General features: G+C 73.1%; 20 protein-coding genes. 3 read left to right on the top strand and 17 right to left on the bottom strand.

Annotated elements, in window-relative coordinates:
* Nucleotides 1–81: 81 nt before the first annotated feature.
* From ABTZ17_RS20080 to ABTZ17_RS20130, 11 genes are all read right to left on the bottom strand, one after another.
* Nucleotides 82–786: an AAA family ATPase gene (locus ABTZ17_RS20080; protein ID WP_502994752.1), complete on the bottom strand. Its 705-nt coding sequence runs from the start codon at nucleotides 784–786 to the stop codon at nucleotides 82–84.
* 187 nt (nucleotides 787–973) lie between these two features.
* On the bottom strand, nucleotides 974–1,414 hold the full coding sequence (aroQ, locus tag ABTZ17_RS20085; protein WP_352197004.1) for a type II 3-dehydroquinate dehydratase: 441 nt from the start codon (nucleotides 1,412–1,414) through the stop codon (nucleotides 974–976).
* On the bottom strand, nucleotides 1,411–2,511 hold the full coding sequence (gene aroB, locus ABTZ17_RS20090) for a 3-dehydroquinate synthase (RefSeq protein ID WP_352197005.1): 1,101 nt from the start codon (nucleotides 2,509–2,511) through the stop codon (nucleotides 1,411–1,413). The genes aroQ and aroB overlap by 4 nt, the downstream gene beginning before the upstream one ends.
* Complete coding sequence (locus tag ABTZ17_RS20095; protein WP_352197006.1) at nucleotides 2,508–3,026, bottom strand: shikimate kinase; 519 nt, start codon at nucleotides 3,024–3,026, stop codon at nucleotides 2,508–2,510. Before ABTZ17_RS20095 ends, aroB begins: the two co-directional genes overlap by 4 nt.
* The gene (gene aroC / locus ABTZ17_RS20100) at nucleotides 3,023–4,207 is read right to left on the bottom strand and encodes a chorismate synthase (RefSeq protein WP_352197007.1); all 1,185 of its coding nucleotides are present in this window, start codon (nucleotides 4,205–4,207) and stop codon (nucleotides 3,023–3,025) included. Before aroC ends, ABTZ17_RS20095 begins: the two co-directional genes overlap by 4 nt.
* 213 nt (nucleotides 4,208–4,420) lie before the next feature.
* Nucleotides 4,421–5,242 (bottom strand): shikimate dehydrogenase, encoded by an 822-nt coding sequence (locus ABTZ17_RS20105; protein ID WP_352197008.1) that lies wholly within the window; start codon nucleotides 5,240–5,242, stop codon nucleotides 4,421–4,423.
* 3 nt (nucleotides 5,243–5,245) lie between these two features.
* Nucleotides 5,246–7,096, bottom strand: a complete 1,851-nt coding sequence (gene mltG, locus ABTZ17_RS20110; protein WP_352197009.1) for an endolytic transglycosylase MltG — start codon at nucleotides 7,094–7,096, stop codon at nucleotides 5,246–5,248.
* A gap of 123 nt (nucleotides 7,097–7,219) precedes the next feature.
* Nucleotides 7,220–7,690, bottom strand: a complete 471-nt coding sequence (gene ruvX / locus ABTZ17_RS20115) for a Holliday junction resolvase RuvX (protein WP_352197010.1) — start codon at nucleotides 7,688–7,690, stop codon at nucleotides 7,220–7,222.
* A 2-nt stretch (nucleotides 7,691–7,692) separates the two neighbouring features.
* Entirely contained in the window at nucleotides 7,693–10,362 is a 2,670-nt protein-coding gene (alaS, locus tag ABTZ17_RS20120) for an alanine--tRNA ligase (protein WP_352197011.1), read from the bottom strand.
* The gene (locus tag ABTZ17_RS20125; protein ID WP_352197012.1) at nucleotides 10,362–10,709 is read right to left on the bottom strand and encodes a hypothetical protein; all 348 of its coding nucleotides are present in this window, start codon (nucleotides 10,707–10,709) and stop codon (nucleotides 10,362–10,364) included. The genes alaS and ABTZ17_RS20125 overlap by 1 nt, the downstream gene beginning before the upstream one ends.
* 7 nt (nucleotides 10,710–10,716) lie before the next feature.
* Nucleotides 10,717–11,160: a DUF948 domain-containing protein gene (locus ABTZ17_RS20130; protein WP_352197013.1), complete on the bottom strand. Its 444-nt coding sequence runs from the start codon at nucleotides 11,158–11,160 to the stop codon at nucleotides 10,717–10,719.
* Between the two features lie 136 nt (nucleotides 11,161–11,296).
* Here ABTZ17_RS20130 and ABTZ17_RS20135 point away from each other — a divergent pair, with 136 nt between their 5' ends.
* Nucleotides 11,297–13,531: an ATP-binding protein gene (locus ABTZ17_RS20135; RefSeq protein WP_352197014.1), complete on the top strand. Its 2,235-nt coding sequence runs from the start codon at nucleotides 11,297–11,299 to the stop codon at nucleotides 13,529–13,531.
* Nucleotides 13,532–13,552: 21 nt separating this feature from the next.
* Here ABTZ17_RS20135 and rpsD read toward each other — a convergent pair whose 3' ends face one another.
* The gene (rpsD, locus tag ABTZ17_RS20140; RefSeq protein WP_352197015.1) at nucleotides 13,553–14,164 is read right to left on the bottom strand and encodes a 30S ribosomal protein S4; all 612 of its coding nucleotides are present in this window, start codon (nucleotides 14,162–14,164) and stop codon (nucleotides 13,553–13,555) included.
* A 56-nt stretch (nucleotides 14,165–14,220) separates the two neighbouring features.
* Between rpsD and ABTZ17_RS20145 the strand changes: the two genes are divergently transcribed.
* Nucleotides 14,221–15,132 (top strand): DUF2470 domain-containing protein, encoded by a 912-nt coding sequence (locus ABTZ17_RS20145; RefSeq protein ID WP_502994753.1) that lies wholly within the window; start codon nucleotides 14,221–14,223, stop codon nucleotides 15,130–15,132.
* 7 nt (nucleotides 15,133–15,139) lie between these two features.
* Here the strand turns inward: ABTZ17_RS20145 and ABTZ17_RS20150 are convergent, their stop codons facing one another.
* The 5 genes from ABTZ17_RS20150 to ABTZ17_RS20170 form a co-directional block, all read right to left on the bottom strand.
* The gene (locus ABTZ17_RS20150; RefSeq protein WP_352197017.1) at nucleotides 15,140–15,880 is read right to left on the bottom strand and encodes an HNH endonuclease family protein; all 741 of its coding nucleotides are present in this window, start codon (nucleotides 15,878–15,880) and stop codon (nucleotides 15,140–15,142) included.
* A 177-nt stretch (nucleotides 15,881–16,057) separates the two neighbouring features.
* The gene (locus tag ABTZ17_RS20155) at nucleotides 16,058–17,407 is read right to left on the bottom strand and encodes a replication-associated recombination protein A (RefSeq protein WP_352197018.1); all 1,350 of its coding nucleotides are present in this window, start codon (nucleotides 17,405–17,407) and stop codon (nucleotides 16,058–16,060) included.
* A 54-nt stretch (nucleotides 17,408–17,461) separates the two neighbouring features.
* Nucleotides 17,462–18,070, bottom strand: coding sequence for a vitamin K epoxide reductase family protein (locus tag ABTZ17_RS20160; RefSeq protein ID WP_352197019.1), 609 nt, complete (start codon nucleotides 18,068–18,070; stop codon nucleotides 17,462–17,464).
* A gap of 119 nt (nucleotides 18,071–18,189) precedes the next feature.
* Nucleotides 18,190–19,452 (bottom strand): histidine--tRNA ligase, encoded by a 1,263-nt coding sequence (gene hisS, locus ABTZ17_RS20165; RefSeq protein ID WP_352197020.1) that lies wholly within the window; start codon nucleotides 19,450–19,452, stop codon nucleotides 18,190–18,192.
* Nucleotides 19,453–19,463: 11 nt separating this feature from the next.
* Nucleotides 19,464–20,174 (bottom strand): MBL fold metallo-hydrolase, encoded by a 711-nt coding sequence (locus tag ABTZ17_RS20170; protein ID WP_352197021.1) that lies wholly within the window; start codon nucleotides 20,172–20,174, stop codon nucleotides 19,464–19,466.
* 157 nt (nucleotides 20,175–20,331) lie between these two features.
* Here ABTZ17_RS20170 and ABTZ17_RS20175 point away from each other — a divergent pair, with 157 nt between their 5' ends.
* Entirely contained in the window at nucleotides 20,332–21,123 is a 792-nt protein-coding gene (locus ABTZ17_RS20175) for a peptidylprolyl isomerase (protein WP_352197022.1), read from the top strand.
* The last annotated feature ends 67 nt before the right edge of the window (nucleotides 21,124–21,190 follow it).

Here is a 21,190-nt window from a genome sequence, read left to right on the forward strand (position 1 = left end):
GCCTACGAGCGGTGCTCCGACCCGGCGCGTCGAGCGCGTCCGGACGGGGCCGCGGCCCCTCCCGCCACGGCCGCGCGCGGCCTACCGGCCCGGTGGGGGCATCGCGGCCAGGGCGCGGGCCAGGGCCTCGTCGAGGGCGCGGGCCGTGGTGGGCACGTCGTAGTGGGAGTTGTCGATGATGGGGAGGCCGGAGCCGTACCAGCCGGCCATGCGGCCGTGGATGCGGGCCACCTCCTCGTCGGGGAGGCGGCGGGTGCCCTGGCGTTCGGCGTTGCGCTCCAGGACGATCTCCAGGCCGGGCAGCAGCACCACGGGCAGCAGTCCGGGGCCGACGTGACGCTTCCAGCCGCCCAGGCCCTCGGCGGGGCGGTCGGGGAAGACGGCGTCGTCGACGATGCAGGAGATGCCGTTGGCCAGGAAGTTCCGGGCGGCGAAGCCGCAGGTGCGGCGGGCCAGCCGGTACTGGGCCTCGGAGTGGGAGTTCCAGCCGGAGCGGGGGTCGGCGAAGCCGGAGCAGACCCATTCGCGGACGTCGTCGAGGCTGACGTGGGCGGTGGGGACCTGCCGAGAGGCGGCCCAGTGCCGGGCCACGGTGGTCTTGCCCGCGCCCGCGGGGCCGATGAGGAGCACGGCCAGGGTGGTGCCGGCCGGTCCGGGCCCGCCGGGGTGGACGGCCGGCTCGGGGACCGGCGGAGCGGTCCAGCCGGTGGTGTGCGGTCCCGTCGGGGACCCCTGGGCGCCGGGAGGGGGCCCGGCCGGTCCCCATCCCCCCACTGCCTGCTGCATACGGTGCCACTTTCGTCCCGCGCCCGTGCGTCCTCGCAGGGCCCCAACCGATGCGGGAACGTTATCTCCTCCGGGGGCGCGGCGAGTAGCCGCCCTCCCCCGTCGCGGTCCCGGCCCGGGTGCGGGCCGGAACCGGCGGCGTTCCCGCCCGGGCCGGCGTGTCCCGACCCGGGCGGGAGCGCGCCGTTCAGTCCCGGAGCTCCTCGGCGAGCGCGCGCAGCGCCAGCCGGTAGGAGCCGATGCCGAATCCGGCCACGGTCCCGGTGGCCACGGCGGCGATCACCGAGGTGTGGCGGAACTCCTCGCGCGCGTACGGGTTCGAGATGTGCACCTCGATCAGCGGGGCGGTGCGCTGGGCGGCCGCGTCCCGCATGGCGTACGAGTAGTGCGTGAAGGCGCCGGGGTTGATGACCACGGGGACCTTGCCGTCGGCGGCCTCGTGCAGCCAGCGCACGAGTTCGCCCTCGTCGTTGGTCTCGCGGACCTCGACCTCGAAGCCGAGCTCCGCGCCGAGGGTCCGGCAGGACTCGACGAGTCCGGCGTACGAGGTGGCCCCGTACACGTCGGGCTCGCGGGAGCCCAGGCGGCCCAGGTTGGGGCCGTTGAGCACGAGCACCGGGCGGCTCACGCGGAGACCTCGCCGTAGGCGGCGATGAGGTGGGCCGGGTCGGGGCCCTCCAGGACGGTGGGCTTGCCCAGGCCGTCCAGGACGATGAACCGCAGCAGGTTGCCGCGGGACTTCTTGTCCACCTGCATGGTCTGGAGCAGCTTGGGCCACTGGTCCCCGCGGTAGGTCAGCGGCAGGCCGACGGCGGCGAGGACGGTCCGGTGACGGTCGGCGGTGGCGTCGTCGAGGCGGCCCGCGAGGCGGCCCAGCTCGGCGGCGAAGACCATGCCGACGGAGACGGCCGCGCCGTGCCGCCACTTGTAGCGCTCGTTCTTCTCGATGGCGTGCGCGAGGGTGTGCCCGTAGTTGAGCACCTCCCGCAGGCCGGACTCCTTGAGGTCGCTGGAGACCACGTCCGCCTTGACCCGGATGGAGCGCACGATCAGCTCGGCGGTGTGCGGGCCCGCGGGGGTGCGGGCCGCGGCCGGGTCGGCCTCGATGAGTTCGAGGATCACCGGGTCGGCGATGAAACCGGCCTTGATGATCTCGGCGAGCCCGGAGACGTAGTCGTTGACCGGGAGGGACTCCAGGGCGGCGAGGTCACACAGGACCCCGGCCGGCGGGTGGAAGGCGCCGACGAGGTTCTTGCCCTCGGCGGTGTTGATGCCCGTCTTGCCGCCCACGGCCGCGTCCACCATGCCCAGGACGGTGGTGGGGACCGCGACCCAGCGCACCCCGCGCAGCCAGGAGGCCGCGACGAAGCCCGCGAGGTCGGTGGTGGCGCCGCCGCCGACGCCGACGATCACGTCGGTACGGGTGAACCCGGACTGCCCCAGGGCCTTCCAGCAGTAGGCGGCGACCTCGACGGTCTTGGCCTCCTCGGCGTTGGGCACCTGGATGGCGACGGCCTCGTAGCCCTGCTCGGCGAGGTCGGCGCGCAGGGCCTCGCCGGTCTCGGCGAGGGCCTCGGGGTGGATCACGGCGACCCGCTGGGCCTGCGGGCCGATCAGCGAGCCCAATTCGCCGAGCAGCTGCCGGCCGACCAGCACCTCGTACGGGTCGTGGCCCGCGGAACCGCCCACGCGGATCCGGGTGACCTGGTCCTGCGCGTCCGTCATGTGGTCTTCAACTCCAGTGCGTCGAGGACCGCCTCGGCGACCTCTTCGGGGGTGCGGTCGTCGGTGGGTACGACGACCCGCGCGACCTCGGTGTACAGGTGGCGGCGCGCCTCCATCAGCTCGCGCCACTGGCGGCGCGGGTTGACGGCGAGCAGCGGCCGGGCGGCGCCCAGGCCGACCCGGCGGACGGCCTCTTCCACGTCCATGGAGAGGTAGGCCACCGGGCGTCCGGCCAGCAGGGCGCGGGTGCCCTCGTCGAGGACCGCGCCCCCGCCGAGGGAGAGGACGCCGGTGTGCTCGGCGACGGCGGAGCGGACGGCGGCCCGCTCCAGCTCGCGGAAGCGGGGTTCGCCGTCCTCGACGAAGATGTCGGAGATCTCTCGGCCCTCGGCGGCGACGATGTCCGCGTCGGTGTCCCGGTAGGGCGCGCCGAGCCGTTCGGCCAGCAGCGCGCCCACCGTGGACTTGCCCGAACCCATGGGTCCGACGAGGACGACCAGGGGTCCGCCGGTCACCGGACGCTGAGGTTGTCGAGGTACGAGCGGACGTTGCGGCGGGTCTCCGCGACGGAGTCGCCGCCGAACTTCTCGACCACGGCGTCGGCGAGGACCAGGGCCACCATGGCCTCGGCCACGATGCCGGCGGCCGGGACGGCGCAGACGTCGGAGCGCTGGTGGTGGGCGGCGGCGGCCTCGCCGGTGGCCACGTCCACGGTGGCCAGGGCGCGCGGCACCGTGGCGATGGGCTTCATCGCGGCGCGGACGCGCAGCAGCTCACCGGTGGTCAGGCCGCCCTCGGTGCCGCCGGAGCGGCCGGAGGTGCGCTTGATGCCCTCGGGGGTGGCGACGATCTCGTCGTGGGCCTGGGAGCCGGGGACGCGGGCCAGCTCGAAGCCGTCGCCCACCTCCACCCCCTTGATGGCCTGGATGCCCATGAGGGCGGCGGCGAGCCGGGCGTCGAGACGGCGGTCCCAGTGCACGTGGGAGCCGAGGCCGACGGGCACCCCGTAGGCCAGGACCTCGACGACCCCGCCGAGGGTGTCCCCGTCCTTGTGGGCCTGGTCGATCTCGGCGACCATCGCCTTCGAGGCGTCGGCGTCGAGGCAGCGGACCGGGTCGGCGTCGAGCTTCTCCACGTCGGCGGGGACCGGGTGGACCCCGTACGGGGCCTTCGCGGCGGCCAGCTCGACCACGTGCGAGACGATCTCGATGCCCGCGGCCTCCTTGAGGAAGGACCGGGCGACGGCACCGAGGGCCACGCGGGCGGCCGTCTCGCGGGCGCTGGCGCGCTCCAGGATCGGGCGGGCCTCGTCGAAGCCGTACTTCTGCATGCCCGCGAGGTCGGCGTGGCCGGGGCGGGGGCGGGTCAGGGGGGCGTTGCGGCCGGTCTCCTTGAGCTCCGCGGGGTCCACCGGGTCGGCGGACATGACCTTCTCCCACTTGGGCCACTCGGTGTTGCCGACCATGACGGCCACGGGGGAGCCGAGGGAGAGGCCGTGCCGGACCCCGCCGAGGAAGGTGATCTCGTCCTGCTCGAACTTCATGCGGGCACCGCGGCCATAGCCCAGGCGTCGCCGCGCGAGGTGGTCGGCCACCAGCTCAGTGGTGACCGGAACGCCGGCGGGAAGCCCCTCCAGCGTCGCAACCAGTGCGGGTCCGTGGGACTCCCCAGCGGTCAGCCAACGCAACCTGCTCAACGATGCTCCTCATGCTCGCGCCTGGAACTCCAGCGGCGCGACCGGGTGCGCGGCCCTGGCCCGCCACCCCCGATCCTCCCATGCCGGGACGGATGGCCAGGCCACAGGTCCAGTAATCGGACACCCGCTCACATGCTGGAACGGCTCCCCGGTGAGGGGCCGGTGAGCCCCCGGTGAGCGGCGGATGAGGTCCGGGTGGGCGGGCGGGCCGGCTCAGCGCGCGGCGAGGGCCTCTTCGCCCGCCGCCCGCATGGCCGCGAGCGGTCCGGGACGCCCCGTCATCAGCTCCACCTGGATGACCGCCTGGTGGACCAGGAGGTCCAGCCCGCCGACCACCCGGCCGCCGCGTTCCGACCAGGCCGCCGCCAGGGTCGTCGGCCAGGGCTCGTACAGCACGTCGAAGAGGGAGCCCGGCCGCTCCGGCACCGCCGCGGCCAGGGCGTCGGTGCTCCCCGCCGGGGTGGTGGCGATGACCAGCGGGGCTTCCAGGGCCGCGGCCGCCTCCGACCAGTCGGCGGTGCGGACCGGCACGTCGAGCTTCTCGCCCCAGTGCCGCATCTCCGCGGCCCGTGCCTCGCTGCGCACGTAGGCGGTGACCTCGCCCGTGCAGATCCGGGCCAACGCGGCGAGGGCCGAGGAGGCCGTGGCCCCGGCGCCGAGCACGGCGGCGGCCGGCACCTCGGTGATCCCGCGCTCGGCCAGGGCCGCCACGATCCCGGGGATGTCGGTGTTGTCGCCGGTCCGGGTCCCGTCCGGGGCCAGGACCACCGTGTTGACGGCCTCCACGGAGGCCGCCGTGGCGGTGACGGAGTCCAGCAACGGGATGACGGCCCGCTTGAGCGGCATGGTCAACGAGAGCCCGGCCCACTCGGGGCCGAGCTCCCCGACGAACCGCGACAGCCGGGCCTCGTCGATCTCGAACCGGTCGTAGGACCAGTCCGCCAGACCCAGCTCGCGGTAGGCCGCCCGGTGCAGCACCGGCGAGAGCGAGTGCCCGATGGGGGATCCGAGCACCGCGGCCCGTCGTATCGACATCTGTTACTGCCCGCCCTGTCGTCTCTTGTTGAACTCGGCCACGAGCTTGTTGTGCTCGGCCAGGGTCTTCGTGTACTGCGTGGTCGTCCCGTCGATGGAGATGAAGAACATCCAACCGCCGCCGTCGGGGTTGAGCGCGGCGTCCACCGCGTCGTCGCCGGGGTTGCCGATGGGACCGGGCGGCAGGCCCTGCACGTGGTAGGTGTTGTACGGGTCCTTGAGGGCCCGGGCCTCCTTGGCCGAGATGTCGACCGTCGACTCGTTCTTGATGTAGTTGATCGTGGAGTCGAATTCCAGCCGCCGGTTCGAGACCGTGTTCGTGATCTTGAGGCGGTTGTAGATGACCTCGGACATCTTCCGGTAGTCGCTGTGGTTCTTGCCCTCGGCCGCCACCAGGCTGCCCACGGTGATCACGTCGAGCGGGGAGTCCAGGCCCAGCGCCTTCGCCTTCGGGGCCAGGTCCATCGACTCGTACTTCGAGGCCGCCCGCGCCACCATCTGCTTGAGCAGCTTCTCCGGCTTGGTGTCCTTGCCCAGGTCGTAGCGGGCCGGGTAGAGGAAGCCCTCCAGCGGGTCCTTCACCTCGGGCACGTTCAGCGCCCAGGCGGGCAGGCCGAGGTTCTTGGCCTCCTTCTGCGCGATCTCGCGCGTGGTGCCCTCCTGGAGGCCCAGCTTCTTGTCGATCTTCCGGTAGACGTTGACGTTGCGCTCGCCGGGGTTGACGTCGAGGGAGTTGATGTTGGCCGGATTGACCATCAGCTCCACGGCCGCGGCCGCCGACATCTCCTTCTTCATGGCGTACAGGCCCGGCTGGATGCCCAGGCCCTTGGTCTTGTGCTGCTGGGCCGCCGCCGTGAAGGCCTCGGTGCTCTTGACGACCCCGGCCTCCTTCAGCACGGAGCCCATCTGCATCAGGCTCGCGCCCTTGGGGATCTCCACGTCCACGGAGCCGGTGCCGCCGCCCGCGTAGTCCTCGGGGGCGCCGAAGCGCTCCTGGAAGAGCGAGTAGCCGTAGTAGCCGATGCCGCCGACCCCGCCCACCAGGACCAGGGAGACGAACAGGCAGGCCACGCCGTTGCGGCCGCGCTTCTTCTTGGGTCGGCCGCCACCGCGGCGACCGCCCCGGCCGCCGCCGGAACCGCCGCGTCCGCCGTCGTCCGGACCGTCTCCGTCCGCGTCGTCACCGCCGCCCGAGAAGAAGGCGTGCTCGGGCTCCTCGGCCTCCGTCAGGGCCTCGTCGGCCGGTTCGGCGGCGGGCTCGGGCACGCGGTCGCGGCGGCCCGGGGGCTGCGGCGGAGGGTAGGCCTCCGGCGTGGTGTAGAGGTCGGGCCCGTCCCCGGGGACGGCCGTGGGGGGCTGGTGCCCGTACGGGTCCGGCACCCCGGAATCCCAGCCGCCGCCGCTCCCGCCGTGGTACTGGCCGGGCTCGGGTTGCTGCTGGGAGGGGTAGTAGGCCTGGGGGTCCGCGTACTGCGGCACGCCCTGGTGCGGATCCGCGTACTGCGGGGCGTGCTGGTGCGCGTACCGCTGCCCGTGAGGGTCGGCGTACTGCTGCTGCGGCTGGTGCGGGTCCGCGTACTGCTGCTGGGGGTATTCGTAGTGCGGCTGCTGCGGACCGGGGTACTGCCCGACGTCCGCCGGGACCCCGGGGTGACCCGCGTAGAGGTCGTGCCCCGAGTGGCCCTGCTGCGGATAGGGCTGCCCGGGATGACCGGGATGCCCCTGCTGGACGTACTGCGGATCGGTCGGGTACTCGTACGGCGTCCGGCCGGGCCGGGGCTGCTGGCCCTGGTCCCCGTACGGGTCCCCGGGGTGCTGCGGGTAGGGGTCTGCACCCCGGCCATACTCAGTCATCGGTCCCCTAGAGCCGCGAGACGACCGCCGGGGCGCGCTGCCACGGCGTACCGGTCCGCCTCTGTCGTGGGCGACGGCTGTTCGAAATGCCGCCACATCGCGCGGAACGTTACCGTATCGCGATCAGATGACCACTTCGACGCACTCTCCGGGAGGATTACCCGATACCCGTTCGGTCTCAAGAGCGTTCTGGAGGATGACCACGGCAGCGGCCTGGTCGATCACCGAACGGCCCTTCTTGGCGTTCCGCCCGGAGGCCCGCAGCCCCTGGGCGGCCGTGACCGTGGTCATCCGCTCGTCCACCAGGCGCACCGTCACCGGACGGATCCCCTTGGCCAGTTCACCGGCGAAGGCGCGGACCTTGGTCGCGGCCGGACCCTCCCGCCCGCTGAGCGAGCGGGGCAGTCCGACCACGACCTCCAGGGGCTCGTACTCCTCGACGAGCTGCCGGAGCCTGCGGTGCGCGGCCGGGACGTCCCGGCCCGGCACGGTTTCCACCGGTGTGGCGAGGACCCCGTCGGGGTCGCAGGAGGCGACCCCGATCCGGGCGTCCCCGACGTCGATCGCGAGGCGTCGACCGCGGCGCAGGCTCATGCTCAGGCCGTCTCGGCGACGAGGCGCTCGACCGCGGCGATGGCCTCCGGCACGGCGGCCGGGTCCTGGCCGCCGCCCTGGGCCACGTCCGGCTTGCCGCCGCCGCCGCCGCCGAGGGTCTTGGCGGCGGTGCGGACCAGGTCACCGGCCTTGAGGCCGCGCTCGCGGGCCGCCTCGTTGGTGGCGATGACGGTCAGCGGACGGTCGTTGGCCACGGTGAACAGGGCCACCACGGCCGGCCGGTCGGCCGGGATGCGGCCGCGCACGTCGAGGACCAGCTTGCGCAGGTCGTCGGCGCCGGTGCCGTCCGGCACCCGACCGGTGACCAGGGCCGTGCCGCGCACGTCCTGGGCGCCGGCGGCGAGCCCGGCGGCGGCCTGGAGCACCTTCTCCGCGCGGTACTTCTCGATCTCCTTCTCGGCGTCCTTCAGCTTGCCGAGCATGGTGGCGATCTTCTCGGGGAGCTCCTCGGGACGGCCCTTGACCAGCTCCTGCAGCTGGGCGACGACCGTGTGCTCCTTGGCGAGGAAGTTGTACGCGTCGGCGCCGACCAGGGCCTCGACGCGACGGACGCCGGAGCCGATGGAGGACTCGCCGAGCAGCTTCACCAGACCCAGCTGGGCGGTGTTGGCCACGTGGGTGCCGCCGCACAGCTCCTTGGAGAAGTCGCCGATGGTGACGACACGGACCCGCTCGCCGTACTTCTCGCCGAACTCGGCGATGGCGCCCTGCTTCTTCGCCTCGTCGATGCTCATGATCTCGGCCGTGACCTCCAGCTCACGGGAGAGCACGTCGTTGATCTTCTGCTCCACGTCGGTGAGGACCGAGCCGGGGACGGCGTTCGGGGAGCCGAAGTCGAAGCGGAAACGGCCGGGCGAGTTCTCGGAACCGGCCTGGGCGGCGGTGGGGCCGAGGGCGTCGCGCAGCGCCTGGTGGGTCAGGTGGGTGGCCGAGTGGGCGCGGGCGATGGCCCGGCGGCGCTTGATGTCGATGGCGGCGTAGGCGGAGGAACCGACGGTCACCTCGCCGACCTGCACCGAGCCCTTGTGCACGGACACGCCCGGGACGGGCTGCTGGACGTCGCGGATCTCGATGACGGCGCCGGTGTCGAGCTTGATGCGGCCCTGGTCGGCGAGCTGGCCGCCGCCCTCGGCGTAGAAGGGGGTGCGGTCGAGGACGACCTCGACCTCGTCGCCCTCGGAGGCGGCGGGCGAGGAGACGCCGTTGACGAGCAGGCCGACCACGGTCGCCTCGCCCTGGGTGGAGGCGTAGCCGGTGAACTCGGTGGCCCCGGAGCCGTCGGCGATCTCGCGATAGGCGGAGACGTCGGCGTGGCCGGTCTTCTTGGCCTTGGCGTCGGCCTTGGCGCGGTCCCGCTGCTCCTGCATCAGGCGGCGGAAGCCGGGCTCGTCCACGGAGAGGCCCTGCTCGGCGGCCATCTCCAGGGTGAGGTCGATCGGGAAGCCCCAGGTGTCGTGGAGCAGGAAGGCCTTCTCGCCGGAGAGGACCGTGCCGCCGGCGGCCTTCGTCTCGGTAACGGCGGTGTCGAGGATGTTGGTGCCGCCCTTGATGGCCTTCAGGAAGGCGGCCTCTTCGGCGAGGGCGACGGTCTCGATGCGCTTGCGGTCGGTGACGAGCTCCGGGTACTGCTGCCCCATCGTGTCGACGACGACGCCGATGAGCTCCTGGACCACGGGACCGGTGGCGCCCATCAGGCGCATGTTGCGGATGGCGCGGCGCATGATGCGGCGCAGCACGTAGCCGCGGCCCTCGTTGCCGGGGGTCACGCCGTCGCCGATGAGCATGGTGGAGGTGCGGATGTGGTCGGCGACCACGCGCAGGGACACGTCGGTGTCGGCGGCGGCGCCGTAGCGGACGCCCGTCAGCTCGGTGGCCTTGTCCATGACCACGCGCAGGGTGTCGGTCTCGTACATGTTCTGCACGCCCTGCAGGATCATCGCGAGGCGTTCCAGGCCGAGGCCGGTGTCGATGTTCTTGGAGGGCAGGTCCCCGAGGATCGGGAAGTCCTCCTTGCCGTCGCCGGCGCCCCGCTCGTACTGCATGAAGACGAGGTTCCAGATCTCGACGTACCGCTCGTCGTTGACGGCCGGGCCGCCCTCGACGCCGAACTCGGGGCCGCGGTCGTAGTTGATCTCGGAGCAGGGGCCGCAGGGGCCGGGGACGCCCATGGACCAGAAGTTGTCCTTCTTGCCCAGGCGCTGGATCCGCTCGGCGGGCACGCCGATCTTGTCCCGCCAGATCTGCTCGGCCTCGTCGTCGTCGAGGTAGACGGTGATCCAGAGCTTCTCCGGCTCCAGCCCGTAGCCGCCCTTGTCCAGGGGGCTGGTGAGCAGCTCCCAGGCGTAGCGGATGGCGCCTTCCTTGAAGTAGTCGCCGAAGGAGAAGTTGCCGCACATCTGGAAGAACGTGCCGTGGCGGGTGGTCTTGCCGACCTCTTCGATGTCCGGGGTGCGCACGCACTTCTGGACGCTGGTGAGGGTCGGGGCGGGGGGCTTGGTCTCACCCAGGAAGTAGGGCTTGAAGGGCACCATGCCCGCGGGCACCAGCAGCAGAGTCGGGTCGTCCGCGATGAGCGACGCCGAAGGGACGACGGTGTGACCGCGCTCCTCGAAGAAGCTCAGCCAGCGGCGGCGAATCTCGGCCGACTCCATCAGTGGTCCTCATTCCGGTTGTACGAGTGCTTCGGTCGGTGGGTGCGTCCTCCGAGGGCCCGCGGGGGCCGCTGGGGCGGGAGGACGCGGACGTTGTCCGGCGCTTCCGGGGCGTCGGGGTCCTGACGCAGGCCCAGTGCGTCGTTCAGCTCTTCCTCGCGCTGGGACATTCCCGCACGGACGTCGAGGGCGAAGCCCTTGAGCCGGTGTCCGGCCTCGACCGCCTTGTCGGCGGCCTGCGCGGCCAGGCTCTCGGGGGCGAGCTGCTTGAGCTTGTTGTTGACCTTGGTGGTGGCCCACACGCCGGCGGCCGCGCCTGCGGTGAACCAGAAGGTACGGCGGAACATCGCGTCTTCAGTCCTTCTGCTTGCGGCGCCGTGCCGGGGGCACGGTACGGCCGACGATCACGGTACGGCGGCTCGGGCGGGGCGTGACCCGCTCCGGTGCCGGTCCCTCCGCGCGCCCCAGGGCCCGTCGGACCCCGTAGCCGAAGGCGGCCACCTTCACCAGCGGCCCGCCGAAGGCGGAGGCCACGGTGGAGGAGAGGGCGGAGGCGTTGGAGGTGACCTCCTGCACGTCGCTGGCGATGGCGTCCACGCGGTCCAGCTGGGTACGCGCGGAGCGCACCGTGGTGGAGGCGTCCGCGAGCAACGGGACGGCCTGTTCGGTCACCTCCGCGACCAGCCGCGTCGTCGCCTTCAGGGTCTGTGCCAGCCTCCACAGCGCCAGGGCGAGGAAGGAGACGAGGATCGCCCAGAAGACGGCCACGAGGATCCCGGCCACCTCACCACCGGACACGTTGCACCGCTCCTTGCAGGGTAGAAAAGTCGTCCCCCGACCCTATCGCGCCGGGGGCGGGCAGCCGTACCGGAATTCGGGGTCCGGCGGAGGCGTTTTGTACGGCCCGCGCCCGGACCAGTACCCTCCGTGTCCCATGCGAGCCAGGACGTACGGCAATCTTCCCTCGGAGCTGGACGCCTTCGTCGGGCGGGGTCCCGAACTCGCCGCGCTGGAGCGGCTGCTGGGCACGGCGCGGCTGGTCACGGTGACCGGGGTGGGCGGGGTCGGGAAGTCCCGGCTGGCGCTCCGGGCCGCCCGCGCGGTGCAGGAACGCTCCTGCACCGCGCCTCCGACTCCCGCGGCCCCCTCGCCCGAGGCTCCGCGACCCCCGGCCGTCGAGGTCCGCTTCGCCGACCTCTCCGAGGTGACCGGAGCCCCCGGGGGCGGCCCGGAACCGGTGGCGCGCGCCCTCGCGGAGGCCCTGGACCTCACCGACCACACCACCCGTCCGGCCCCGGACGTGCTGGCCGGCGCCCTGGCGGACCGGGAGCTGCTGCTGCTCCTGGACGGGTTCGAGCAGGTGGTGGACGCCTGCGCCGACCTCGTGCGTGAGCTGCTGCGCCGCTGTCCGGGCCTGCGGGTGCTCGCGGCCGGCCGGCGGCCCCTGCACCTGGCGGGCGAGCACCTGCTGCCGCTGGAGCCGCTGCCCCCGGCGGAGGCCCTGGAGCTGCTGACGATCCGCGCCTCGGCCGCCGGCCGCCCCGGGCCGGGCGCCGACGGCCCCGCGGATCGGGGACCGGCGCTCACGGAGCTGTGCGCGCGACTGGAGGGCATCCCGCTGGCACTGGAGCTGGCGGCCGGACGGCTGCGCACCCTGCCGGCGGAGCAGTTGCTGGTCCGCTTGGAGGACCGGTTCCGGCTGCTGTCCGGGGGCGTGCGCGGGGCGCCGCCCCGGCACCGGGCCCTGCGGACCACGATCGGCTGGAGCCACGAGCTGTGCGGTCCGGCGGAACGCCTCCTGTGGGCGCGACTGTCGGTGTTCGCGGGCCGTTTCGACCTGGAGGCGGCCGAGTACGTCTGCGCGGGGCCGGACCTTCCGCCGGAGGAGGTGCTGGACCTGGTGGGAGAGCTGGTGGCGCAGTCGCTGCTGGTCCGGGAGGACGGCCCGGCGGGGCCCCGCTACCGGATGCTGGACACGGTCCGCGAGTACGGGGCCGAGTGGTTGCGGGCGCTGGGGGACGCGGTGCGGCTGCGCCGCCGGCACCGGGACTGGTACACGGGCCTGGCCACCTGGTGCGAGCTGGAGTGGTTCAGCCCCCGGCAGGCGGAGGTGGCGGCACTGGTGGCGGTCGAGCTGCCGAACCTGCGGCTGGCCCTGGAGTACTGCCTGGAGGAGCCGGAGGAAGCCCACCTGGGCCAATACCTCGCGGGGACCCTGTGGTTCGCCTGGGCCGGCTGCGGCCGGCTGGCGGAGGGCCGTCACTGGCTGGACCGCGCCCTGGAGTCGGCCCCGGAGGGCACGCACGCCGGTTCCCGACTGAAGGCCCTGTGGGTGCTGGGGTACGTGGCCTGCCTCCAGGGGGACCAGGTGGCGGCGCTGGCCGCCCTGCACGAGTGCCGGGAGGGCGCCGGTCCGGCGGACAGCCCGGTGGCGGCGGCCTACGCCGAGCACCGGCTGGGCTGCCTGGCCCTGGTCTCGGACGATCCGGAGCGGGCCGCCGGGCTGCTGGGCTCCGCCCTGGAGCGGTACCGCGCGGCCGGTGAGCTCAACAGCAGCGTCCTCATGTGCCAGGTCGAACTGGCCCTGGCCACCGCCTTCCGCGGGGACCTGCGCGGGGCGGTCCGGTTGTGCGAGGAGGTCCGCGAGGTGTGCGAGGAGCGCGGGGAGCGCTGGACCCGCTCCTACGCCCTGTACGTGTTGGCCCACGCCGCGCTGGGGCGCGGGGAGCCGGCCGCGGCCCGGGAGCTGCTCGCCGAGTGCGTGCGGTCCGCGTACCTGTTCCAGGACCTGTTGGGCCTGGTCCTGGCGCTGGAGCTGCTGGCCCTGGTGACGGTGGAGCAGGGGGACGCGGCGGAGGCGGCGGTGCTCCAGGGAGCCGCCGAGGTGCTGTGGCGGTCGGTGGGGCTGCGGCTCTTCGGTTCGGACCACTTCAACGGGGCCCGGCTGGCCTGTCTGCGGCGGGCGGGCGAGGCGCTGGGCCCGGCGGGGTACCGGCTGCGGGCCGCGGAGGGGGCGGTGCTGCGGCTGGAGGAGGTGGTGGCGCGGGCCCTGCGGCCGGCCGGTCGGAACGGGGCCCTGCTGCCGGGGCCCCGACCGGGTGCGCCGGAGCGGACGGCCCCGGAACGCAGGAAGCCCGCCGGCTCCCCTTACGGGGAACCGACGGGCTGACCGGGCGGTGAGGACTACGCCTTAGCGGGCGTAGTACTCGACGACGAGCTGCTCGTCGCAGATGACCGGGATTTCCTTGCGGTTCGGCTCGCGGTCCAGGCGGAACGCCAGGGCCTTGAGGTTCACCTGCAGGTAGCGGGGGGTCTCGCCCTCGCCGGCGTAGCCACCCTCACGGGCGACCTGGAAGGGGTGCTTCTCGCGGCTGCGCTCGCGGACCGTCACGACGTCGTCGGGACGGACGCGGAACGACGGCTTGTCGACCTTGCCACCGTTGACCTCGATGTGGCCGTGGACGACCATCTGGCGGGCCTGGTAGATGGTGCGGGCGACGCCGGCACGCAGGACCAGGGCGTCCAGACGACGCTCGAGCTCGACGACCAGCGCCTCGCCCGTCTTGCCCTCGGCCTTCTTGGCGCGGTCGTAGGCACGCGCCATCTGACGCTCGGAGATGTCGTACTGAGCGCGCAGACGCTGCTTCTCCAGCAGACGGACCTTGTAGTCCGAGTTCTGCTTGCGGCCACGGCCGTGCTCGCCCGGCGGGTAGGGGCGAGCCTCGAAGTACTTGACGGCCTTCGGCGTCAGGGCGATGCCGAGGGCACGCGACTTCTTGACCTTGGGTCGCGACTGGTTCACGGGGAACCTACCTCCATGTAAGTTAGGTGAGCCTTACCTTATTCGAGGAGGACGTAATGTCTCGACCACATGGGATCCCCCTGCCCAGTGCGCATCGCAGTTCGGACGCGAATGACTCCACGTCCGCTGACGACGACGGTAAGCAAGGTCAGCCGCGTCCCAGGGAAGGCGCTCGACAGCCCACCGGAGCCGAGCGCGTACGAACCCTCGTTGATTCCAACGCCTCAGTATCCCTCACTCTCCCCGGTGCTCGTGACCAGGAGGAGTTCGGGACGGGGATGCCGGCGGCGCGGACCGTCACCCCGGACGGGGACGTGATCCTCCTCGTTTCCGGGGAATCGGCGGCCGCGAGGGCCGCCGCACACGCCCAGGACGACGACCTCACGGTGGTGATGGAGATCACGGATGTCGCCCCGGTGTCCGTCCCCCATCGTATCCGGGGACGCGCCTGGCTGGCGGGGTGGCTGACCCCGGTCTCCGCCGCGGACCACGACGGGGCCGTCGCCCTCCTCGCGGAACGGCACCCGGTCGGCGAGCTCCTCGGCCTGGCCGAGCCCCTCCCCCGCCTCCAGGGGCCGGGCCGGCAGGCCCGCCCGGCCTGGGTGCTGCTGCGCCTGGAGCCCGGCGAGATCACCCTGGACGACCTGTGGGGCGCGGGGCACGTGGACCCCGCCGACCTCGCCGCCGCCGAACCCGACCCGCTCGTCGCCCACGAGGCGGAACTCCTCCAGCACCTGCACTCCGCGCACGGGCCCCGGGTCCGCGAGCTGTGCGCGCTGCTCGGGGCGCGGGAGGAGCAGGCCCAGGGGCGGGACGCCGTCCCGGTGGCCCTGGACCGGTTCGGGCTTCGGGTCCGCTTCACCGGCGAGCGCCCCTTCGACGCCCGCTTCGACTTCGTGGAGCCGGTCCGCGACGTCTGCGGGCTGCGCCGGGCCATGCACACCCTCTTCGAGGCGGCGGCCCGCTGACCTCCGGCTACTTCGGGCAGGTGTCCAGCAGCTCCCGGAGGGCCTGCTGCTCCGGCGGGGTGACGCTCAGCCCGTACTTGTCCTTGATCCCGATCCACCGTCGCGCGTACTCGCACCAGTACGCGCGGCGCGGTGGGCGCCACTTGTCCGGGGTCCTGCTGCTCTTCTCGTAGTTCGTCGCCTTGTCCGCGGCGAGCAGGACGTCCAGGTCGTTGGCGTACTCCAGCCTGCGCTGCGGGGTCCACGCCCAGGCCCCGGCCCGCCAGGCCGCGCCGAGGGCGACCACGTGGTCCGTCTGGATCTGCGAGGCCTTCCGGTAGGAGTACGGCAGCTCCTTCCCGGTGTACGGGTCGTGCAGCACTCCGGAGAGCACCACGCACGGGTTCCGGTCGCCCTCCCGCAGCTCCCGCAGGTCGCGGCGGAGCACGTCGTCGCGGGTGTCACAGCCGTTGCGGCCCCCGATGGCGGCGGTGTCGTCGGTCCAGGTCTTCCCGAACTCCTCGCGGCGGTAGGTCTGCCAGTTCTTCCCCCAGGCCACGGGCAGCTTCGCCAGGCGGGCGCGGGCGGTGGCGGGCGAGGGCGGGAAGCCGGGGCTCGCCAGGGGCACGGCCGCGACGAGGGCCGCGGCGCTGGCCCGGGCACTGGCACGGGCCTCCCCCGGGTCCTCGTGGTGACAGCCGGTGAGGACGACCCCGACGAGCAGGGCCGGGACCAGGACCCGGCCCGGCCGGAAGGTGCGCTGACGCATGCGCTGAGGGGTTCCCCGCCCGCCCCCTTGCCGAAACCGGGCCGCTCGGCGGGGGCTCCCGTCGCGGCGGGACGCGCTCGATCACCGCGCGGGCCCGTGCCGGCCGCGCTCCGGACCGCCTCCACCGGCGCGAGCCACCGCGCGCGCACGGCACGCCCCGGAGCCGCCGGCGACGACCTAGGCCTCGCCGGAGAGGCGGGCGCGGACCCGCTCGACGACGTCGGCGTACCTCGCCTCGGCCCCGTACCGCGTCGGCTCGTAGTACCGCTTCCCGTGCACCTTCTCCGGCGCGTACTGCTGTGCCGCGATGCCCCCGGGCACGTCGTGCGGGTAGACGTACCCCTGGGCGTGCCCCAGCTTGGCCGCGCCCTTGTAGTGGCCGTCGCGCAGGTGCGCGGGGACGGGCCCCGCGAGGCCGGCCTTGACGTCGGCGAGGGCGGCGCCGATCGCGGTGGTGGCGGTGTTGGACTTGGGTGCCAGGGCCAGGGCGATCGTGGCGTGCGAGAGGGTGAGGGCGGCCTCGGGGAAGCCGATCATGGCCACGGCCTGGGCGGCCGCGACGGCCAGCGGCAGGGCGGTGGGGTCGGCCAGGCCGATGTCCTCGCTCGCGGAGATCATCAGGCGGCGGGCGATGAACCGGGGGTCCTCCCCCGCCTCGATCATCCGGGCCAGGTAGTGCAGGGCGGCGTCCACGTCGGAGCCGCGGATGGACTTGATCAGGGCGGAGGCCACGTCGTAGTGCTGGTCGCCGTCCCGGTCGTAGGCCACGGCGGCCCGGTCGACCGTCTCCTCCAGGGTGGCGAGGGTGATCTCCGGCTCGGACTTGGCGAGGGCCGCGCCCGCGGCCGCCTCCAGGGCGGTGAGGGCCCGGCGGGCGTCCCCGCCCGCGATCCGCAGCAGGTGCGTCTCGGCCTCGGGGGCCAGGGTGACGGCCCCGCCGAGGCCCCGCTCCTCGGTGAGGGCGCGGCCGAGCAGGCCGGACAGGTCCTCGTCGGTGAGCGGTTCGAGGGTGAGGAGGAGGGAGCGGGAGAGCAGCGGGGAGATCACGGAGAAGTACGGGTTCTCCGTGGTGGCGGCGATGAGGGTGACCCAGCGGTTCTCCACGGCGGGCAGCAGGGAGTCCTGCTGGGCCTTGCTGAAGCGGTGGATCTCGTCGAGGAAGAGCACGGTCTCCTTGCCGTACCCGCCCACGGCCCGCCGGGCGCCCTCGATGACGGCCCGGACCTCCTTGACCCCGGCGGTGATCGCGGACAGCTCGACGAACCTCTTCCGCGTGGCCTGGCTGACCACGTACGCCAGGGTGGTCTTCCCGATGCCGGGGGGACCCCACAGGATCACGGAGGAGGCGCCGGCGGGACCGCCGCCGTCACCGACCAGCCGGCGCAGCGGGGAGCCGGGCCGCAGCAGGTGCTGCTGCCCGGCGACCTCGTCCAGGGTGCGCGGGCGCATCCGGACCGCGAGCGGGCTGCTCGACGGGTCCTTCTCCTGGCGGTCCTCGGCGGCGGCGGTGAAGAGATCGGGTTCCACCCCGTCAGCCTAGAACAGGGTGCCGACACTCCGGTCCGGTGCCGCCGGGGGCGGTCAGGAGGTCCAGAAGTCCCACCAGCGGGTCAGGATCAGCATGCCGATGATCCCGATGTGCAGGACGGGCAGGACCCAGGTGAACTCGGCGAGGAACCCGCGCAGCCAGGCGGGTGCGGGCAGCAGGCCCTCGCGGACGTTGTGCGAGGTCAGGTACCAGAACAGGGTGATGGTGGCCACCCAGGCCAGGCAGCACCACAGGCAGAGGCTGTTGATGTTGTACAGGGACTGGTAGGTCAGCCAGGCGCAGAAGACCACTCCGAAGAGGGCGCCCGCGTTGAAGACCAGCCAGTACCAGGGGCGGAACCGGGCCCCGGCCAGCAGGCTCACGCCCACGCAGATCACGATGCCGTAGGCCACGAGGCCCAGCATCGGGTTGGGGAAGCCGAAGGCGGATGCCTGCTCGCTCTTCATGATGTTGCCGCAGGCCACGACCGGGTTGAAGCTGCAGCCGGGGACGAAGTCCGGGTCCTCCAGCAGCTTGAACTTGTCGATCGTGATCACCCAGGCGGCCAGCAGTCCGGCCGCGCCCGTGATGACCAGCAGCCAGGCGAAGGCCCGGCTCGCCCCGACGGTCCGTGCGGTCGTCTCGCCGCCTGTAGTCGTCATGCGCTGCATTCTGCCGCACCCGCGTCGGGGGGACGGAAAAGGGGCCGGGCGGTCGATACCGCCCGGCCCCCTCCGGGTGCGCGGGTGTCCGGCCCCGAGGTGGACGGGGCCGGGACGGGTCAGGCCAGGCGGGCCCGGACGGTCGCGGTGAGCTCCGCCACGGCCACGGCGGTCTGCTCCCCGGACTCCATGTCCTTCAGCTGGACCACGCCCTCGGCGAGGTCCCGCTCGCCGGCGACCACGGTGAAGCGGGCGCCGGAGCGGTGGGCGTCCTTCATGGCGCCCTTGAGGCCCTTGCCGCCGAAGGAGAAGTCGGCGGCGATCCCCTCGCGGCGCAGCTCGGTGATCTTGCCGAAGAGGAGGCGGCGGGCCTCCTCGCCGAGGGCGACCGCGAACACGCTGGTCGCGGCGGGGAGGTCCAGCTCCACGCCCTCGGCCTCCAGGGCCAGGACGGTGCGGTCCACGCCGAGGGCCCAGCCCACGGAGGGCAGCGCCGGGCCGCCGATCATCTCGGAGAGGCCGTCGTAGCGGCCGCCGCCGCCCACCGCGGACTGCGAGCCCAGGCCGTCGTGGACGAACTCGAAGGTGGTGCGGGTGTAGTAGTCGAGGCCGCGGACCAGCTTGGTGTCGTCCTCGAAGGCCACCCCGGCGGCGGTGATCAGCGCCCGGACCTCCTCGTGGTAGCCCTTGCAGGCGTCGCAGAGGTAGTCGCGCAGCAGGGGCGCGTCCACGAGCTGCTTCTGCACGTCGGGGCGCTTGTCGTCGAGGACGCGCAGCGGGTTGATGTCGGCGCGGCGCAGGGTCTCCTCGTCGAGGTCGAGGCCCCGCAGGAAGCCCTGGAGGGCCTCGCGGTAGACCGGGCGGCACTCCTTGTCGCCGAGGGAGTTCAGCAGGATGCGGAAGTTCCGCAGGCCCAGGGAGCGGTACGCCTGGTCGGCCAGGATGATCAGCTCGGCGTCCAGGGCCGGGTCCTCGGCACCGATGGCCTCCGCGCCCACCTGCGAGAAGTGGCGGTAGCGGCCCTTCTGCGGGCGCTCGTAGCGGTAGTACGAGCCGGAGTACCAGAGCTTGACGGGCAGCCCGCCGGCCTTGTGGAGGTTGGCCTCCAGGGCGGCGCGCAGCACCGAGGCGGTGCCCTCGGGGCGGAGCGCGAGGTTCGCGCCGCCCTTGGTGGTGAGGGTGTACATCTCCTTGGTGACGATGTCGGTGGACTCGCCGACGCCGCGGGCGAAGAGGTCCACGTCCTCGAAGCCGGGGGTCTCGACGTAGCCGTAGCCGGAGGTGCGCAGCGGCGCGGAGATGGCCTCGCGGACGGCGAGGTACTTCGCCGAGAACGGCGGGATCAGGTCGTACGTGCCCTTGGGGGCCTTGAAGGTGCTCACGGAAACTCTCGTCACATTCCTCGTCGTGGGGCGGCGGGGCCGCCTCCCCGGCCGGCGGCCACTTCCCGCAGGTACGGGTTGACGGCGCGCTCGCGGCCGATGGTGGTCTGGGGACCGTGGCCGGACAGCACCACGGTCGAGTCGTCGAGCGGCAGGCACACGCGGGCCAGCGAGTCGAGGATCTCGGCGTGGGAGCCGCCGGGCAGGTCGGTGCGTCCGATGGAGCCGGCGAAGAGCAGGTCGCCCGAGAAGAAGACCGACGGGACGTCGGCCGCCTCGGGCATCCGGAAGGTCACCGACCCCTTGGTATGGCCCGGGGCGTGGGCGACGGTGAAGTCGAGTCCGGCGAGCTTCAGGGCGCCGCCGTCGGTGAGCTCGCGGACGTCGTCGGGCTCTCCGATGGTGAGCTCGCCCATGAGCGGCATCCCGATGGAGCGGCCGAGGGCCTTCTCCGGGTCGCTCATCATGTAGCGGTCCTCGGGGTGGATCCAGGCGGGCACGTCGTGCGCGCCGCACACCGGGACCACGGAGGCCACGTGGTCGATGTGGCCGTGGGTGAGGACGACCGCGACGGGCTTGAGACGGTGCTTCCTGAGCGTCTCCTCGACGCCCTGGGTGGCCTGGTGGCCCGGGTCGATGATCACGCACTCCTCACCGGCGGCGGGGGCGACCACGTAGCAGTTGGTCCCCCAGGCCCCGGCGGGGAACCCGGCAATGAGCACGTTCGTCCCTCGGTTGTCGTCCGGCAGATGCGTCCGGCTGGTGATTGCGGCAGATCAGAGCCTACCGGCGCTGCTCATCACACAGCGAACCCATATACGGTACGGCCTACACCCAGCCTGGACGGCTGTACCAGACACGCACAAGGAGACGATCCCGGTGGTCACCAGCGATCAGCGGCGGCGCCAGCTCGCCAGGGACAAGTTCGAGCGGCAGCAGAAGCGGCGCCAGGAGGCGCAGCGCAAGAAGCGGCAGCGCCTCGTCGTGGTCGGTGCGGCGGTGGCCGTGGTGGCGGCCGCGGTCGCGGGCCTGGTGGCGGGCGGGGTGTTCGACAAGGAGGAGAAGCCCTCGGCGGCGGCCTCCCCGGAGAACAGCCCGAGCGCGGCCCCGTCCGGCAAGCCCTCGGGCAAGCCGGAGCCGAAGATGGCCGTGGACGCCAAGGCGAAGTACACCTTCACCCTGGACACGAACCAGGGGAAGATCGCGATCGCCATGGACGCGGCGAAGACCCCGCGGACGGTGAACTCCTTCAAGTCGCTGGCGGACTCGGGCTACTTCGACAAGACGAAGTGCCACCGCCTGACCACCGGCGGGATCTTCGTCCTCCAGTGCGGCGACCCGCAGGGCACCGGCATGGGCGGCCCCGGCTACACCATCCCGGACGAGAACCTCGACGGGCTCGGGAAGGCCGGCGCCGACGGCACGGTGACCTACCCGGCGGGCACGGTCGCCATGGCGAACACCGGCCAGCCGGGCACCGGCGGCAGCCAGTTCTTCCTGGTGTACAAGGACAGCAAGCTGCCCCCGACGTACACGCCGTTCGGGAAGATGGACCCGGCGGGTCTGGAGACCGTGGTCAAGGTCTCCGAGGCCGGGGTGGAGGGCGGGGCCTCCGACGGGGCCCCGAAGAAGGCCGTGACCATCGAGAAGGGCACGGTCGTCAAGGACTGACCCGGGCCCCGGGGTTCCGGCGGGCGCCCTCCCGGGTCCCGCCGGTGTCCCGGGGGCCGGCGGCGGC

This window comes from Streptomyces sp. NPDC097619 (genome assembly GCF_040302735.1).
Lineage (GTDB): Bacteria > Actinomycetota > Actinomycetes > Streptomycetales > Streptomycetaceae > Streptomyces.

Bases quoted from the DNA above. Each gene is read 5' to 3' on its own strand.
- ABTZ17_RS20080 (WP_502994752.1), bottom strand. From the start codon at position 786: ATGCAGCAGGCAGTGGGGGGATGGGGACCGGCCGGGCCCCCTCCCGGC.
- aroB (WP_352197005.1), bottom strand. From the start codon at position 2,511: ATGACGGACGCGCAGGACCAGGTCACCCGGATCCGCGTGGGCGGTTCC.
- ABTZ17_RS20105 (WP_352197008.1), bottom strand. From the start codon at position 5,242: ATGTCGATACGACGGGCCGCGGTGCTCGGATCCCCCATCGGGCACTCG.
- mltG (WP_352197009.1), bottom strand. From the start codon at position 7,096: ATGACTGAGTATGGCCGGGGTGCAGACCCCTACCCGCAGCACCCCGGG.
- ruvX (WP_352197010.1), bottom strand. From the start codon at position 7,690: ATGAGCCTGCGCCGCGGTCGACGCCTCGCGATCGACGTCGGGGACGCC.
- alaS (WP_352197011.1), bottom strand. From the start codon at position 10,362: ATGGAGTCGGCCGAGATTCGCCGCCGCTGGCTGAGCTTCTTCGAGGAG.
- ABTZ17_RS20125 (WP_352197012.1), bottom strand. From the start codon at position 10,709: ATGTTCCGCCGTACCTTCTGGTTCACCGCAGGCGCGGCCGCCGGCGTG.
- ABTZ17_RS20135 (WP_352197014.1), top strand. From the start codon at position 11,297: ATGCGAGCCAGGACGTACGGCAATCTTCCCTCGGAGCTGGACGCCTTC.
- ABTZ17_RS20145 (WP_502994753.1), top strand. From the start codon at position 14,221: ATGTCTCGACCACATGGGATCCCCCTGCCCAGTGCGCATCGCAGTTCG.
- ABTZ17_RS20150 (WP_352197017.1), bottom strand. From the start codon at position 15,880: ATGCGTCAGCGCACCTTCCGGCCGGGCCGGGTCCTGGTCCCGGCCCTG.
- ABTZ17_RS20160 (WP_352197019.1), bottom strand. From the start codon at position 18,070: ATGACGACTACAGGCGGCGAGACGACCGCACGGACCGTCGGGGCGAGC.